At 72.7% G+C, this 14,758-nt stretch carries 17 protein-coding genes; 11 read left to right on the top strand and 6 right to left on the bottom strand.

The features are described 5' to 3' along the window. Positions 1-15: 15 nt before the first annotated feature. Together ACFYO5_RS28345 and ACFYO5_RS28340 are read left to right on the top strand one after the other, a co-directional pair. The gene (locus tag ACFYO5_RS28345; RefSeq protein ID WP_388714547.1) at positions 16-1,347 is read left to right on the top strand and encodes a M1 family metallopeptidase; all 1,332 of its coding nucleotides are present in this window, start codon (positions 16-18) and stop codon (positions 1,345-1,347) included. A 13-nt stretch (positions 1,348-1,360) separates the two neighbouring features. Next, positions 1,361-1,735 (top strand): YchJ family protein, encoded by a 375-nt coding sequence (locus ACFYO5_RS28340; protein WP_388713969.1) that lies wholly within the window; start codon positions 1,361-1,363, stop codon positions 1,733-1,735. A gap of 8 nt (positions 1,736-1,743) precedes the next feature. On the opposite strand, the gene ACFYO5_RS28335 is transcribed toward ACFYO5_RS28340, so the two are convergent. Beyond that, complete coding sequence (locus tag ACFYO5_RS28335; protein WP_356563425.1) at positions 1,744-2,445, bottom strand: FadR/GntR family transcriptional regulator; 702 nt, start codon at positions 2,443-2,445, stop codon at positions 1,744-1,746. A 130-nt stretch (positions 2,446-2,575) separates the two neighbouring features. On the opposite strand from ACFYO5_RS28335, the gene ACFYO5_RS28330 reads away from it, so the two are divergent. Continuing rightward, complete coding sequence (locus ACFYO5_RS28330; RefSeq protein WP_388713966.1) at positions 2,576-3,094, top strand: gluconokinase; 519 nt, start codon at positions 2,576-2,578, stop codon at positions 3,092-3,094. Between the two features lie 229 nt (positions 3,095-3,323). Next, positions 3,324-4,721 (top strand): gluconate:H+ symporter, encoded by a 1,398-nt coding sequence (locus ACFYO5_RS28325; protein ID WP_356563429.1) that lies wholly within the window; start codon positions 3,324-3,326, stop codon positions 4,719-4,721. A gap of 59 nt (positions 4,722-4,780) precedes the next feature. On the opposite strand, the gene ACFYO5_RS28320 is transcribed toward ACFYO5_RS28325, so the two are convergent. The 3 genes from ACFYO5_RS28320 to ACFYO5_RS28310 form a co-directional block, all read right to left on the bottom strand. Continuing rightward, positions 4,781-5,404, bottom strand: coding sequence for a cytochrome b/b6 domain-containing protein (locus ACFYO5_RS28320; RefSeq protein WP_388713963.1), 624 nt, complete (start codon positions 5,402-5,404; stop codon positions 4,781-4,783). After that, a complete protein-coding gene (locus tag ACFYO5_RS28315) occupies positions 5,388-6,113 on the bottom strand; it encodes a molybdopterin-dependent oxidoreductase (protein ID WP_356563433.1) in 726 nt (241 codons plus the stop codon). The genes ACFYO5_RS28320 and ACFYO5_RS28315 overlap by 17 nt, the downstream gene beginning before the upstream one ends. Positions 6,114-6,181: 68 nt before the next feature. Then, the gene (locus tag ACFYO5_RS28310) at positions 6,182-7,138 is read right to left on the bottom strand and encodes a hypothetical protein (RefSeq protein ID WP_388714544.1); all 957 of its coding nucleotides are present in this window, start codon (positions 7,136-7,138) and stop codon (positions 6,182-6,184) included. 516 nt (positions 7,139-7,654) lie between these two features. On the opposite strand from ACFYO5_RS28310, the gene ACFYO5_RS28305 reads away from it, so the two are divergent. From ACFYO5_RS28305 to ACFYO5_RS28290, 4 genes are all read left to right on the top strand, one after another. Next, on the top strand, positions 7,655-8,548 hold the full coding sequence (locus ACFYO5_RS28305) for a DMT family transporter (protein WP_388713960.1): 894 nt from the start codon (positions 7,655-7,657) through the stop codon (positions 8,546-8,548). A 210-nt stretch (positions 8,549-8,758) separates the two neighbouring features. Further along, positions 8,759-9,274, top strand: coding sequence for an NUDIX hydrolase (locus tag ACFYO5_RS28300; protein ID WP_388713957.1), 516 nt, complete (start codon positions 8,759-8,761; stop codon positions 9,272-9,274). A 42-nt stretch (positions 9,275-9,316) separates the two neighbouring features. Further along, positions 9,317-9,709 carry a DUF202 domain-containing protein gene (locus tag ACFYO5_RS28295; protein WP_356563439.1) on the top strand — a complete coding sequence of 131 codons (393 nt, stop codon included), beginning with the start codon at positions 9,317-9,319 and terminating at the stop codon, positions 9,707-9,709. Then, on the top strand, positions 9,706-10,017 hold the full coding sequence (locus tag ACFYO5_RS28290; RefSeq protein WP_388713954.1) for a DUF202 domain-containing protein: 312 nt from the start codon (positions 9,706-9,708) through the stop codon (positions 10,015-10,017). The genes ACFYO5_RS28295 and ACFYO5_RS28290 overlap by 4 nt, the downstream gene beginning before the upstream one ends. A 280-nt stretch (positions 10,018-10,297) precedes the next feature. Here ACFYO5_RS28290 and ACFYO5_RS28285 read toward each other — a convergent pair whose 3' ends face one another. Next, the gene (locus ACFYO5_RS28285; protein ID WP_356563441.1) at positions 10,298-11,245 is read right to left on the bottom strand and encodes an NADP-dependent oxidoreductase; all 948 of its coding nucleotides are present in this window, start codon (positions 11,243-11,245) and stop codon (positions 10,298-10,300) included. A 111-nt stretch (positions 11,246-11,356) separates the two neighbouring features. Here ACFYO5_RS28285 and ACFYO5_RS28280 point away from each other — a divergent pair, with 111 nt between their 5' ends. From ACFYO5_RS28280 to ACFYO5_RS28270, 3 genes are all read left to right on the top strand, one after another. Then, the gene (locus ACFYO5_RS28280) at positions 11,357-11,653 is read left to right on the top strand and encodes a hypothetical protein (RefSeq protein WP_388713951.1); all 297 of its coding nucleotides are present in this window, start codon (positions 11,357-11,359) and stop codon (positions 11,651-11,653) included. A 191-nt stretch (positions 11,654-11,844) separates the two neighbouring features. Beyond that, positions 11,845-12,867 carry a phosphotransferase family protein gene (locus tag ACFYO5_RS28275; RefSeq protein WP_388713949.1) on the top strand — a complete coding sequence of 341 codons (1,023 nt, stop codon included), beginning with the start codon at positions 11,845-11,847 and terminating at the stop codon, positions 12,865-12,867. 4 nt (positions 12,868-12,871) lie between these two features. After that, a complete protein-coding gene (locus tag ACFYO5_RS28270) occupies positions 12,872-14,086 on the top strand; it encodes an acyl-CoA dehydrogenase family protein (RefSeq protein WP_388713946.1) in 1,215 nt (404 codons plus the stop codon). 67 nt (positions 14,087-14,153) lie between these two features. Here the strand turns inward: ACFYO5_RS28270 and ACFYO5_RS28265 are convergent, their stop codons facing one another. After that, a complete protein-coding gene (locus tag ACFYO5_RS28265) occupies positions 14,154-14,747 on the bottom strand; it encodes a TetR/AcrR family transcriptional regulator (RefSeq protein ID WP_356563449.1) in 594 nt (197 codons plus the stop codon). Positions 14,748-14,758 lie beyond the last annotated feature (11 nt).

Here is a 14,758-nt window from a genome sequence, read left to right as displayed (position 1 = left end):
GGAGCGGACGAGGACGTGGCAGTTCAGCAGGCAGGTGGGCCGGACCCGTACTTCCCGGCCAACGGTGATCCCCGGTACCGGGTGCATCGCTACGAGCTGACGCTGGACTACCGGCCCGAGCCGAACCGGCTGTCGGGCGCGGCCCGGATCAACGCCATAGCCGGGCGCTCGCCGCTCGCCGAGTTCCAGCTCAATCTGGCCGGCTTCAAGATCGGCCGGGTCCGGGTCGACGGCCGGCAGGCGCACTACACGCACCGCGGCGGCAGGCTGCGCGTGCGTCCCGCCAAGCCGCTGCGGGCCGGGGCCGCCTTCACCGTCGAGGTGCACTGGGCGGGCAACCCCAAGCCGGTCGACAGCCCCTGGGGCGGGATCGGCTGGGAGGAGCTGGGCGACGGGGCGCTGGTGGCGAGCCAGCCCGTCGGGGCGCCCTCCTGGTATCCGTGCAACGACCGGCCCGCCGACAAGGCGTCGTACCAGATCTCGGTCACGACGCCGTCCGCGTACTCGGTGGTGGCGGGTGGCCGGCTGCTGACGCGGACCACGAAGGCGTCCACGACGACCTGGGTGTACGAGCAGTCCGCGCCGACGTCGAGCTATCTGGTCGGGCTGTCGATCGGCAAGTACCAGACGGTGCTGCTGGGTGATCCGGGGCTCGGCGGTGTGCCGCAGCACGGGCACATCCCGGCCGACCTGCTGCCGGAGTTCTCGCGGGACTTCGCGCGTCAGCCGGGCATGATGCGCCTCTTCCAGGAGCTTTTCGGGCCCTACCCGTTCGACGAGTACGCGGTCGTGGTGACCGAGGAGGAACTCGATGTGCCCGTCGAGGCACAGGGGTTGTCACTGTTCGGCGCCAACCATGTGGACGGTGCGCGGAGTTCGGAGCGGCTGGTGGCGCACGAGCTGGCGCACCAGTGGTTCGGCAACAGCGTGTCCCTCGCCGACTGGCGGCACATCTGGCTGAACGAGGGCTTCGCCAAGTACGCGGAGTGGCTGTGGTCGGAGCGGTCCGGCGGCCGTACGGCGCAGCAACTGGCCGCTGTCGCGCACCGGTCGCTGTCCACGCTGCCGCAGGACCTGAAGCTGGCGGATCCCGGCCGCAAGTCGATGTTCGACGACCGGGTCTACGAGCGGGGCGGGCTCACCGTGCACGCGGTGCGCCGCGCGCTGGGCGACGAGGCGTTCTTCCGGATGCTGCGTGCCTGGCTCGGTCTGCACCGCGGCGGGGCGGTCACGACGTCCGCCTTCACGGCGCACGCGGCACGGTTCGCGGACGAGCCGCTGGACGACCTCTTCGACGCGTGGCTGTACGGGACGGCACTGCCGCCGCTGCCGTCGGACGCCGTCTAGCACAATGACGGCCATGACCACGCGTTCCTGCCCCTGTGGGCTGCCCGAGCCGTACGAGGAGTGCTGCGGCCGTTTCCACTCCGGCGCCGCCGCGCCGACCGCCGAGGCGTTGATGCGGTCGCGGTACTGCGCCTTCGTGAAGGGGGACGCGGGGTATCTGCTGCGGACCTGGCATCCGCGGACCCGGCCGGGGCGGCTGGACCTCGATCCGGGGATGCGGTGGACGGGGCTGGAGATCCTCGACACGGTCGGCGGGTCCGCGTTCCACGCCACCGGGATCGTGGAGTTCCGGGCGTCCTACCGGGGCGGCGCGCTGCGGGAGCGGAGCCGCTTCGAGCGGGTGGAGGGGGCGTGGGTGTACGTGGACGGGGAGTTTCCGGAGCGGTAGGGCGCGGGCTACGGCGCCAGGATGTCCAGTTCCTCGAGGGCGCCCACGGTGATCTCGCGGGTCAGCTTCTCCGCGCGGTCCGCGTCGCCCTCGCGGACGGCTTCGGCGACCCCCACGTGCAGGGTGACGGCGGTCGGGTCGGGGTCCTCGAACATGACCTCGTGGTGGGTGCGGCCCGCCAGGACCTCCGCGACGACGTCGCCGAGGCGGGCGAACATCTCGTTGCCGGAGGCCGCGAGGATCACGCGGTGGAAGGCCACGTCGTGGAGGAGGTAGCCCTCCAGCTGGTGGCCGCGTGAGGTGGCCACCATGCCGAGCGCGCACTCGGTCAGTCGGGCGCACTGCTCCGCCGTGGCGTTGCGCGCCGCCAGGCCCGCCGCGACCGGCTCGATCGCCGAGCGCAGGACGGTGAGCGAGCGCAGCTGGTGGGGGCGGTCGGCGCCGGCCAGTCGCCAGCGGATGACCTGCGGGTCGTAGACGTTCCACTCGGCCCTCGGGCGCACGGTGACGCCCACCCGGCGGCGGGACTCCACCAGGTGCATGGACTCCAGGACGCGGACCGCCTCGCGCATCACCGAGCGGGAGACGTCGAAGCGCTGGGCGAGTTCGTCGGTGCGCAGGACGCTGCCCGGAGGGTACTCGCCCGCGGTGATCGCGGGGCCGAGGGTGTCGAGTACATGGCCGTGCAGACCCCGGCCCGGAGTGGTCATGCACTCAGCGTACGGGGCACGTCACGGAATCAAAAAGTCAGACTTATTCATCACAGACTCTTGTATTCGTCGTACCTAATGCGTTTCAGTGTCGTCGACATCAGGTGTCGAGGAAGACAGCGAGGCAGAGATGCGTACCCCCCACGTCGTCGTGGTGATGGGCGTCGCCGGCACGGGCAAGACCACGATCGGTCCTCTGCTCGCCGCCCGGCTGGGCGTTCCCTACGCCGAGGGCGACGACTTCCACCCGCAGGCCAACATCGCCAAGATGTCGGCCGGCACCCCGCTCGACGACGACGACAGGTGGCCGTGGCTCGACGCCATCGGTGACTGGGCGCACGGGCGGGCCGGGCTGGGCGGGGTGGTCAGCTGCTCGGCGCTGAAGCGGTCGTACCGCGACCGGCTCAGGGCCGCCGCCCCTCGGATCGCGTTCCTGCACCTCGCCGGTGACCGGACGCTGATCGAGGACCGGATGGCGCACCGGCACGGTCACTTCATGCCGACCGCGCTGCTGGACTCCCAGTTCGCCACGCTCCAGCCGCTGGAAGCGGACGAGACGGGGGTCGCCGTCGACGTGACCGGGACGCCCGAGGAGATCACCGAACGGGCCGCGAAGGCGCTCGACGGGTGTCCCGGCACCCAGCGGTGACCGCCCCGTTCCGACGGGCGGTCGGCCGGCGGTACCCGTACCACCGGTGCGTTGCGGCCCCGTTCCGACGGCCGGCCCGGCGGCATCGCCCCGGTACGGCACGGCAGTGCCCCTCGCAGTACCCGTAACACCCGCATCGCCGTACCCGCAGTGCGCGCAGTACCTCGCGGTGCGCGCAGTACCTCGCAGTGCCCCTCTCCCCCATCCCCCGTACGTGTAAGGGACCCCCGTGACCAGACTCAGCGTCGAGATGCTGGCGGCGGACAGTGTCGAGCCGATCACCTCGGCCGGCCATGCCCAGTTGGGCATCGCCGCGCTGGCGGGTATCGCCGTCATCGTCCTGCTCATCACCAAGTTCAAGCTGCACGCCTTCCTGGCGCTGACCATCGGCTCGCTCGCGCTGGGCGCGTTCGCCGGGGCGCCCCTGGACAAGGCGATCACCAGTTTCACCACCGGCCTGGGCTCCACGGTCGCCGGTGTCGGCGTACTCATCGCGCTCGGGGCGATCCTCGGCAGGCTGCTGGCCGACTCCGGCGGTGCCGACCAGATCGTCGACACGATCCTCGCCAGGGCGGGCGGCCGCGCGATGCCGTGGGCGATGGTGCTGATCGCCTCGGTGATCGGTCTGCCCCTGTTCTTCGAGGTCGGCGTCGTGCTGCTGATCCCGGTCGTGCTGATGGTCGCCAAGCGCGGCAACTACTCGCTGATGCGCATCGGCATCCCGGCGCTGGCCGGTCTGTCCGTGATGCACGGCCTGGTCCCGCCGCACCCCGGCCCGCTGGTCGCGATCGACGCCGTGGACGCCAACCTCGGCGTGACGCTCGCGCTGGGCGTGCTCGTCGCCATCCCGACGGTGATCATCGCCGGTCCGGTGTTCTCCCGGTTCGCCGCCCGCTGGGTGGACGTCCCGGCCCCGGACCGGATGATCCCGCAGCGGCCCTCGGAGGAGCTGGAACGACGTCCGGGCTTCGGCGTCACCCTGGTGACGATCCTGCTGCCCGTGGTGATGATGCTGGCGAAGGCGCTCGTCGACATCGTCGTGGACGACCCCGAGGACACCGTGCAACGCGTGTTCGACGTGGTCGGATCGCCGCTGATCGCCCTGCTCACCGCCGTCGTCGTCGGCATGTTCACCCTCGGCCGGGCGGCCGGCTTCACCAAGGAGCGGATCTCCTCCACGGTCGAGAACTCCCTGGCCCCCATCGCCGGGATCCTGCTGATCGTCGGCGCGGGCGGCGGCTTCAAGCAGACGCTCATCGACTCCGGTGTGGGCCGGATGGTCCTGGAGATCTCCGAGGACTGGTCGATCCCGGCCCTGCTGCTGGCCTGGCTGATCGCGGTGGCGATCCGGCTGGCGACCGGTTCGGCGACCGTGGCGACGATCTCGGCGGCCGGCCTGGTCGCGCCGCTCGCCGCCGACATGTCGACCGCCCACACCGCCCTGCTGGTCCTGGCGATCGGCGCCGGCTCGCTGTTCTTCAGCCATGTCAACGACGCCGGGTTCTGGCTGGTGAAGGAGTACTTCGGCCTCAGCGTCGGTCAGAACATCAAGACCTGGTCGGTCATGGAGACCCTCATCTCCGTGATCGCCGGCGGTCTGGTCATGCTGCTCTCCCTCGTCATATAGGGGTACGGGGACGGCTCACCCGCTGTGCGACGTCGGCGGCCGTACGGCTGGTGCCACGGTCAGCGACGCCACAGCGGGTGTTCCCGGTCCGCCCAGTCCGTGCTCACCGATCCGGTGCGCATGCCGCGGCGGGCCTCCGGGTCGCCCAGGGCCATGCCGACGTGACCGGCCAGGACGATGCCGACGGTCAGGGCCAGCCAGTCGTGGACGAAGGTCGCACTGGTCCGCCACACGAGGGGGGTCAGGTGGGTGAACCACATGAGCAGTCCGGTGCCGAGCATCACCAGGGTGGCCCCGGCGATCCACGCCGCGTAGACCTTCTGGCCCGCGTTGAACTTGCCGGCCGGCCTGGACTCCCTTCGCCTGTCCCGGCGCAGGGCGGCGCGCAGCCAGCGGCGGTCGTGCGGACCGAAGCGGTTGAGGTGAGCGAGGTCGGCGCGGAACGCGCGGGAGGCGAGTCCCGCCAGGACGGGGACGGGCAGGACGAGGCCGGCCCACTCGTGGACCCGGACGACCAGGTCGCGGCGGCCGACGAGCTGCGCGAGCTGGGGGACGTACAGGAAGGCGGCCGTCAGCACGCAGGCGCCCATGAGCAGCGCGGTCGTGCGGTGCACCCACCGTTCGGCCCGGGTGAAGCGGCGGATCCGGGCGGGGATGGGCGGGGCGTCAGCTCGTAGGCTCATCGTCCCGCCCGTTCGAACGGCCCACCCAGGCGTCGACGTCGTAGCCGCGCCGCTCCCAGTAGCCGGGCTCCACCTTCTCGGTGACGGTGATACCCGACAGCCACTTGGCGGACTTGTAGAAGTACATGGGCGCCACGTAGAGGCGGACCGGGCCGCCGTGGTCGTGGCCGAGGTCCTCGTCCCGCATGCGCAGCGCGACCAGGACGTCGGAGCGGCGGGCCTGGGCGAGGGTGAGGCTCTCGGTGTAGGTGCCGTCGAAGCAGGTGAAGCGGACGGCACCGGCCCCTGCGCGCACTCCGGCCGCGTCGAGCAGGGCGGACAGCCGCACGCCTTCGAAGGGCGTCTCGGGCACCCGCCAGCCGGTGACGCACTGGACGTCCTGGACGATCCGGGTCTGGGGCAGTGCCCGCAGGTCGGCCAGGGTGTGGGCGCCCGGGTGGTCGACCAGGCCGTCGACGGTCAGGCGGTAGGTCCCGGCGTCCTTGTGCGGTACGGAGGAGGCCACCGAGTAGTAGCGGAAGCCGCCCCCGTTGGGGAGCAGGCCGGTGAGGCCGGTGGGGTCCTTGTCGGCGGCGCTGCCCAGGAAGCCCTCCAGGCCGCGCTGGAGCACGGGGGCGGCGACGACGCCGAGGGCGCCCAGGCCGAGCGTGCCGAGGAAGACGCGGCGGCCGACGGGGGTGCCGCGTTCCTCGGGCGATGGCGATGTCACGGACCCATTCGAGCACTCGAGGTGGGGGCGGGGCCAGGGGTCCGGGGTCCCCTTCGGAAACGGCGGCATCACGTCGCGGACCGCTCGCGACCGAGCGCCGACGTCCGGGCCGCGTGGAAGGCGGCGTACGGGTCCCGGTCCGGATACGACCAGGGCGCGGGGGTCATGTGGTCGCCGATGCGGTGGAAGAGGGCCGCGGCCTCGGCGGGCCGGCCCTGGCAGTAGGTGGCGTGGGCGAGGAAGTTCAGGTCGACCAGACGGCGGGGGTGGCCGTCGTGCTCCCACTCCAGCCACCAGTCGAAGGCCGCCTTCATGACGTCGGCCGCCCGCTGGTCGCGCCAGTGCGGGGCGGTCCTCGGGTCGGCGGGGGCGTGGCCGCGGACGGCCAGGACGCGGTAGCGCTCGGCGTGCGCCACGACCGGGAGGATGGCCAGCGGGGAGTCGGCGGGCGCCTGACCGGCCGCCCAGGCGGCGAAGTCGTAGACCTCGTGCAGCGGGTCCGGGCCGGCGTCGGCGCGGCGCTCGGCGAGCAGGGCCACCATCAGATGGTGGGCGTGGTGGTGGTCGCGGTGGCGGACCCGGATCTCCTCGAAGATCCGGACGGCGTCGGCGGTGCCCTCGCCTTCCAGCATCAGCAGACCGAGCCAGGGGGTCGGGTCGGCGGGTGCCGCGGCGGCCGCGTCCCGGCAGGCCGCTCGGGCGGTGGCCGGGGTCTCCTCGCCGCGCAGGGCGCGCCGGACCCGGGCCAGGGCGAACAGGACGGCGGCGTCGGCGGAGCCGGGATCGGCGACCAGCCAGGCGTGGGCCCACGCGGCGGTGTCCGGTTCGCGGGCCAGGACGGTGATCCGGTGTCCGCGCCGGTCCCAGTCGTCGCCGGTGCGGGCGAGCAGCGCGCGGGCGGCCTGCGGGCGGCTCCGGGCCGGCGCGGCGCGGGCGCGGGCCAGCTCGGTGTCGTCGAGGGCGGCGTCGTCGACGGGCGAGGCATCGACGGGCGAGGCTTCGACGGGCAGGGGTGCGACGGGCAGGGGTGCGACGGACGGGGCGTCGACGGTTGCGGCCGGACGCTCCAGGCTCCGGGACGCGGACAGCGGGGGTGGGGGCACCGCGGGACTTCCTCATCCTCCTCGGTGACGGGCCGGGCAGGGAGCCGCGTACGTGCCGGGCGGCGGGCCCGTCATCGGCGCGCAATCGGCCGATCACCCACAGCAAACCCTCGGCCGACGCCCACCGTCAAGCGCCCGATTCCCGGGGCAGCTGACAACTTCCGCCCGGTGAACGGCACTTGACTGGTCACGGGGCTGGTGGGGGCGGGTCCGCGGCGGTGAATGTGGCGTACGCCATGGCGCAGCCGCGTGCCGTCCCGCAGCATGGCCGTACGGTCGCACCGCGCCGCTCCCGGTGCGTGACCGCGTCAGGAGCCCGGAACCGGGTACTCCACGAGGCAGGATTCTCCGGGCACTCCCGGGGCGCCGAGCGCGCCGGGAGGCTACAGTCGGTCACTACCCACCCCGTGGCCCGACCCGATCATCGAGGTAGGCAGCGTGTCGGTTCTGGTTCTGGTTCTCGCCGTGAGCGCCGCCTGTTGCCTGGGCTTCGGATTCGTCCTCCAGCAGAACGTGGCGCAGAAGGCGCCCCTGGGCGACTTCCTCTCCCCCCGACTGCTGCTGGACCTGGTGCGCGTGCCGCGCTGGCTCGGCGGCATCGGGCTGATGGTGGCCGGCATGGTGCTCGGCGCGATCGCCCTCGGCCGGGGAGAGGTGTCCCTCGTCGAGCCGCTGCTCGCCACCAACCTGCTGTTCGCCCTCGCGCTCTCCCGCCGCCAGACCAGACAGCCGCTGGGCCGGCAGGGCTGGGCGGGGCTGCTGCTCCTCGCGGGTGGCGTGAGCGCGTTCATCGTGGCGGGCGAGCCGCGCGGCGGCACGGCGGTCTCCGATCCGCTGCGGCACTGGCTGATCATCGGCGTCATGGTCGGACTGGCCCTGCTGCTCACCGCGTACGCCAAACGTTCCCGGCTGTCCGCGGGCCCGGTGCTGCTCGCCCTCGCGGCCGGGCTGCTGTACGGCGTCCAGGACGCCCTGACCCGGGTCAGCGGGGAACGCTTCTCCGACGGCGGCCTCGTCGAGCTGCTCACCGGCTGGCAGCCGTACGCGGTGCTGGCGCTCGGGGTGACCGGTCTGGTGCTGGTGCAGAGCGCCTTCGAGACGGCTCCGCTGCGGATGTCGCTGCCCGCGCTGACCGCCGCCCAGCCGCTGGCCGGGATCATCTGCGGAGTGGGCTTCCTGGGTGACCGGCTGCGCACCGACGCGGGCGCGCTGGCCTGGGAGGCGGCGGGGCTCGCGGCGGTCGTCGTGGGCATCATGCTGCTCGGTCTGCATCCGGCGATGCCGCAGGGCGCGGCGCCGCGCGAGCGGGTGCCCGACCTCCAGCCGCTCTGACCGCCACCGGCTCCTGCGACCTCCGGACGCGCACTTCCGTACTCACCGGCCTCCGGACGCGCCGGCCTCCGGACGTTCCGATCTACGGACGTTCCGATCTGCGGACGTTCCGACTGCGGACGTTCCGATCCGCGCACGCGCCGGCCGGCCTGCGGACGTCCGGACCCCGCGGCACCTCCGGCCGGCCGCACGCCCTGGTTGGATGGGCGGATGAGCGCTGCTGACGAGATCCTCGACGTCGTCGACGCACACGACCGGGTGGTGGCACGGCTCCCGCGCGGGCGGGTGTACGCCGAGGGCCTGCGCCACCGCTGCGTCTTCGTCCTGGCCAGGAACGCCGAGGGCCGCCTCTTCGTCCACCGTCGAACCCCCACCAAACTGGTCTTCCCCTCGCTCCACGACATGTTCGTCGGCGGGGTGGTCGGCGCCGGCGAGAGCTACGACGACGCCGCCCTGCGCGAGGCCGAGGAGGAACTCGGCGTGAGCGGGCTGCCCCGTCCGACGTTCCTCTTCCGGTTCCTCTACGACGGCGGCGCCCGCGGAAGCTGGTGGTCCGCCGTGTACGAGGTGCGCTGCGAACTGCCGGTGAACCCTCAGGTGGAGGAGGTCGCCTGGCACGCCTTCCTCACGGAGGAGGAGGTCGAGCGCCGCCTGGGCGACTGGGAGTGGGTGCCGGACGGCCTCGCGGCGTACGAACGGCTCCGGGCGCTGCGGGCGGCGGACTGAGCGCGTCGATCATGTGGACGGACGCCGGGTAGGGTCCAGAACGTGAGTGAGTTCGTGCGGAACGTCCGGTTGTGGTTCGCGCCCGAGGGGGTCCGGCAGGAAGGGGTGACGCCCGACTACCGGTTCTCGCTGGCCAACGAGCGCACCTTCCTGGCCTGGCTGCGGACGGCGCTCGCGCTGATCGGCGGCGGCTTCGCGGTGGACCAGTTCCTGCCGGACCTGCGCTGGGGCTGGCGGGTCGGGCTGGCGCTCGCGCTGCTGGCGGCGGGGGTGCTGTGCTCCCTGCGGGCGGTCAACCACTGGGTGCGCTGCGAGCGGGCCATGCGGCGGGGCGAGGACCTGCCGGTCTCACACTTCCCCGCGCTGCTCGGGGTCGTCGTCGCCGTGGTGGCCGTCGCGATGGTCGCCGTGGTGCTGCTGGGCTGGGAGGGGTGAGCGGCGACCGCGATCCGGGGCTCCAGCCGGAGCGGACCCGGCTCGCCTGGCGGCGTACGACGCTGTCGAGCACCGTCGCCACCGTGCTCGGCGTGAAGGCGGCGTTGCACGGTGGCGCGTCGGCCCCCGCCGTCGTGGCGTGCGCGGCGTGCTGCGGGCTCTGGCTGGGCTTCCTGGCCCTCGCCCACCACCGGATCCGCGCCCTCTCCTCGGCGTCGGTGCCCCTGGCCCTGCACCCCTGGCGCGCTGCCGCGGCGGCGCTGTGCACGGTGGCGCTGGCGGTGTGCGCGGCCACACTGGTGCTCTAGTCTCCAGAGCCTCGCGCCGCGATCACGCCGACCTCGCGGGGCCCCGGGACCGCGCCTCGCCGACGTCCGCGCACCGCGTGGCCGCACCACCGCGCCTGGAGGCCGTCGCCACAGCACCGCGCCTGCGCACCACTTCGCCGGACCACCGCGTCGCCGCATCACCACGCCTGCGCACCGCGTCGCCGGACCACCGCGCCTGCGCACCACTTCGCCGGACCACCGCGCCTGCGCACCGCGCCTGGACAGCGTCTGCGCACCACGTCGCCGCACCGCCGCGGGTTCACTCCGTCGTCTCGTCCGGCCAGTCCACCGTCACCGCGATCTTTCCGCGGGTGCGGCCCTCCTCGCTCCGCCGGTGGGCGTCCGCCGCCCGTTCCAGGGGGAACGTCTCCGACACGTGGACCGACACCACTCCCTGTTCGGCCAGTTCCGCCAGGTGGGTGAGGTCCCCGGCGTCGGGGCGGACGAAGTAGTAGTGGCCGCCGTAGTCGACGACGTCGCCGTCGGCGATCGACACCAGCCGCCCCTCGGGGGCCAGCAGGTTGGCGGAGGTCTTCAGGGTGTCGCCGCCGATCGTGTCGAAGACCGCGTCCACACCCTCGGGGGCGAGCCCCCGCACCCGTTCCGCCAGACCGTCGCCGTAGGTCACGGGCTCGCCGCCCAGGGACCGTACGAAGTCGTGGTTGGCCTCGCTCGCCGTGCCGATCGCGCGGGCGCCCAGGTGGGCGGCGAGCTGCACGGCGATGGAGCCGACGCCGCCGGCGGCCGCGTGGATCAGGACCGTGTCACCGCGCTTGACCTGGAGCGCCTTGTGGAGGACCTGGTGGGCGGTGAGGCCGACCAGCGGCAGGCCCGCGGCCTCCTCCCAGGTGAGGTTGCGCGGCTTGCGGGCGAGGGTGCGCACCGGGGCCGCGACGTACTCGGCGAAGGTGCCGCGGGAGAGGAAGTCCTCGCGGACGTAGCCGATCACCTCGTCGCCGACCGAGAACTCGGTGACGGACGCGCCCGGCTGCACGACGACTCCGGAGACGTCCCAGCCGGGGACCACCGGGAAGACGGCGTCGAGTGCGCCGTCGAGATAGCCCGCGCGGCACTTCCAGTCGACGGGGTTGACGGCCGCCGCCCGCACCTTGACCAGCACGGAGTCGGGGCCGACCTTGGGGTCGCGGACCTCGCCGTACTCGAGGACCTCGGGACCTCCGTACCGGCTGTAGCTGATGCCCTTCATGCCACCGACCCTCCGGGGTACTCGCGCGCCACGCAACCCGGATGCCCGGATATGCCCCGTTCGCGTGGCAGCCTGTCCGACGTCATCCCCGTACCCCCGAAGGTGAGCACCATGACCACCCTTCACCAGGAGCACACAGCCCACTCCCACGCGCACGGCGCGGACTGCGGGCACACCCCGGTCCCGCACGGCGACCACGTGGACTACGCGCACGACGGGCACCTGCACCGCGAGCACGGCGGTCACTGGGACGAGTGCGAGCCGGGCGGCCATCTGCCCCACGAGGTGCACGAGCACCGGCACGGCGACGGCTGCGGGCATCCGGGCGTCGTCCACGGTGACCACGTCGACTACCTGCACGACGGGCACCGGCACGCCGAGCACGAGGGCCACTGGGACGACCACTGAGCCCGCCCCGCGCACGAGCGGAAGGCGTTTCCCGCCCTTCTTCGACCGACCTTCGACGGCTCCCCGGGTTCTGCCCGGGGAGCCGTCGTCCTAGGGTGGCCCCGATCACTTTGGGTGCCCCCTCTGGACGTACATACCGACCGGTCGGCATCATGGGCGGGTTCCCGTTCGCCTGTCCGTAGGAGCGATGTATGACCCCCGACCACCCGCCCGGACTCGACCTCGACCGGCTGCGCGCCCTGCTGGACCGTGAGCGCCCCGGTCTGGTCGACGGCCCCCTCACCGGCCGGCTGATCGAGGGCGGACGGTCGAACCTGACCTACGCGGTCACCGACGGCGCCTCCCGGTGGGTCGTCCGGCGGCCCCCGCTCGGCCACGTCCTGGCCACCGCCCACGACATGCGGCGCGAGCACCGGGTGATCGACGCCCTCCACCCGACCAGTGTGCCGGTGCCGCGTCCGGTGCTGCTGTGCGAGGACGAGGAGGTGCTGGGGGCGCCCTTCTACGTCATGGAGTTCGTCGAGGGCACGCCCTACCGCACGGCCGACCAGCTGCTGCCGCTCGGCCCGGAGCGCACCCGCGGCGCGGTGCTGTCGCTCGTGGACACCTTGGTGGAGCTGCACGCGGTGGACCCGGCCGAGGTGGGCCTCGCCGGCTTCGGACGCCCCGAGGGCTTCCTCGACCGGCAGCTGCGCCGCTGGGGCAAGCAACTCGACGCCTCCCGCAGCCGCGACCTGACCGGCATCGACGAGCTGCACGCCGCGCTCGGCCGGTCGCTGCCCTCTTCCCCCGCGCCGACGGTCGTGCACGGCGACTACCGGCTCGACAACGTCCTGATCGGCGACGACGACACGATCAGGGCCGTCCTCGACTGGGAGATGTCGACGCTCGGCGATCCGCTGACCGACCTGGGCCTGCTGGTGATGTACAGCGTGCCGCTGGAGATGCCGGACTCCCCCGTCTCCACCACCGCCTCCGCCCCCGGACACCCGACGCCGGCCGAGCTGATCGAGCGGTACGCCGCACGCTCGGGGCGCGACGTGTCGGCCGTCTCCTGGTACACGGCGTTCGCCTGGTTCAAGCTCGCCGTGATCCTGGAGGGCATCCACTACCGCTACACGCTGGGCCAGACGGTGGGCCGCGGCTTCGACCGCATCGGCGAACTCGTCCCCGTCTTCATCGACCACGGCACGACCACTCTCCAGGAAGGCTGACGCCATGGACTTCGCGTTCGACGCGCGCACCGAGGAACTGCGCGCCAAGCTGCTCGCCTTCATGGACGAGTACGTGTACCCGGCCGAGCCGGTCGCCGAGGAGCAGCGCGGCCGGCTGGCCTCGCCGTGGGAGACCCCAGCGGTCGTCGAGGAGCTGAAGGCGGAGGCCCGCCGCCAGGGCCTGTGGAACCTCTTCCTGCCCGACTCCGAGTACGGCGCCGGTCTCACGAACCTCCAGTACGCGCCGCTGGCCGAGATCACCGGCCGCTCCCCGCAGCTGGCGCCGACCGCGCTGAACTGCGCCGCGCCGGACACCGGCAACATGGAGGTGCTCTCGCAGTTCGGCAGCGGGCAGCAGCGGAAGCAGTGGCTGGAGCCGCTGCTGGCGGGCGAGATCCGCTCGGCGTTCGCGATGACCGAGCCGGAGGTGGCCTCGTCCGACGCCACGAACATCACCACGCTCATCGAGCGGGACGGCGACGACTACCTCGTCACGGGCCGCAAGTGGTACATCTCCGGGGCGATGAACCCGGACTGCGCGATCTTCATCGTGATGGGCAAGACGGACCCCGACGGCTCCGACATCCGCCGTCAGCAGTCGATGGTGCTGGTGCCCCGTGACACCCCCGGGGTGACCGTGAAGCGGGCGATGAGGGTCTTCGGGTACGAGGACCACTCGCACGGCGGCCACGCCGAGGTGGTCTTCGACCGCGCGCGCGTGCCGGTGACCAACCTGATCGGCGAGGAGGGCGGCGGTTTCGCCATCGCCCAGGCCCGGCTCGGCCCCGGCCGGATCCACCACTGCATGCGGCTGATCGGCATGGCCGAGCGGGCGATCGAGCTGATGTGCCGCAGGGCCGTCTCGCGGGACGCCTTCGGCAAGGCACTGGCGCGCCAGGGTGTGGTGCACAACTGGATCGCGGACGCGCGGGTGGCCGTGGAGCAGCTGCGCCTGCTGGTCCTCAAGACGGCCTGGATGATGGACACCGTGGGCAACCGGGGTGCCCACTCGGAGATCCAGGCCATCAAGATCGCCACTCCGCGGACGGTCGTCGGCATCATCGACCGGGCCATCCAGCTGCACGGAGCGGGCGGTGTGAGCCAGGACTTCCCGCTGGCCGAGCTGTACGCGAGCGCCCGCACGTTGATGATCGCGGACGGGCCCGACGAGGTCCATCAGCGGTCGCTGGCGCGGCGGGAGCTGAAGAAGTACGTGTGAGACGCGGGTGCGGGGCGACCGCCTGTGCGGCCGCCCCTCACCCGTGCGCGTACGGCACCTGCGGCGGCTACGGCCGCAGCGCCCGCAGCAGCAGGTCGGCCAGGTGGTCGGCGACCTCCTGGGGGCTCATCGGACCGTCCGGCCGGTACCAGGTCGACAGGTGGTGCACGGACCCGAAGTGGTAGTCCACGATCAGGTCGGCCGGGGTCGCCTTCGAGAAGACGCCGGCCTGCTGGCCCTCCTCGACGAGGGCGCGGAAGCGTTCGTGGTAGCGGCGGCGCTCGGCACGCACCTGCTTGTTCTTCTCGGGGCCGAGGTGGTGCATCGAGCGGAAGAAGATCGAGGCGTCGTCGAGGTTCTCGATCGTCGTGACGACGACGTCGGCCGCGGCGCCTCTGAGCCTCTTCTCGATCGGCTCGTCGGCGTTCGCGAAGGCGTCCAGGCGTTCCTGCTGGACGCGCAGCACGCGCGCGTACACCTCGTGCAGGAGGTCGTCCTTGGAGCCGAAGTAGTGGTACAGGGCCCCCTTGGTGACGCCTGCCGCCTCCACGATCTCCTGGACCGAGGTGCGGTCGTAGCCCTGCTCCGCGAAGAGCCGGGTGGCGGCGGCCAGCAGCCGCTGCGGCACGGGGGTCCCGTCGCCGTCCGTCGTCCTGGGCACTGCCGCCACCT

This window comes from Streptomyces sp. NPDC006259, assembly GCF_042870975.1.
Lineage (GTDB): Bacteria > Actinomycetota > Actinomycetes > Streptomycetales > Streptomycetaceae > Streptomyces.
The sequence above is the reverse complement of the archived record's forward strand: the minus strand, read 5'-3'. Positions and strand labels throughout refer to the sequence as shown.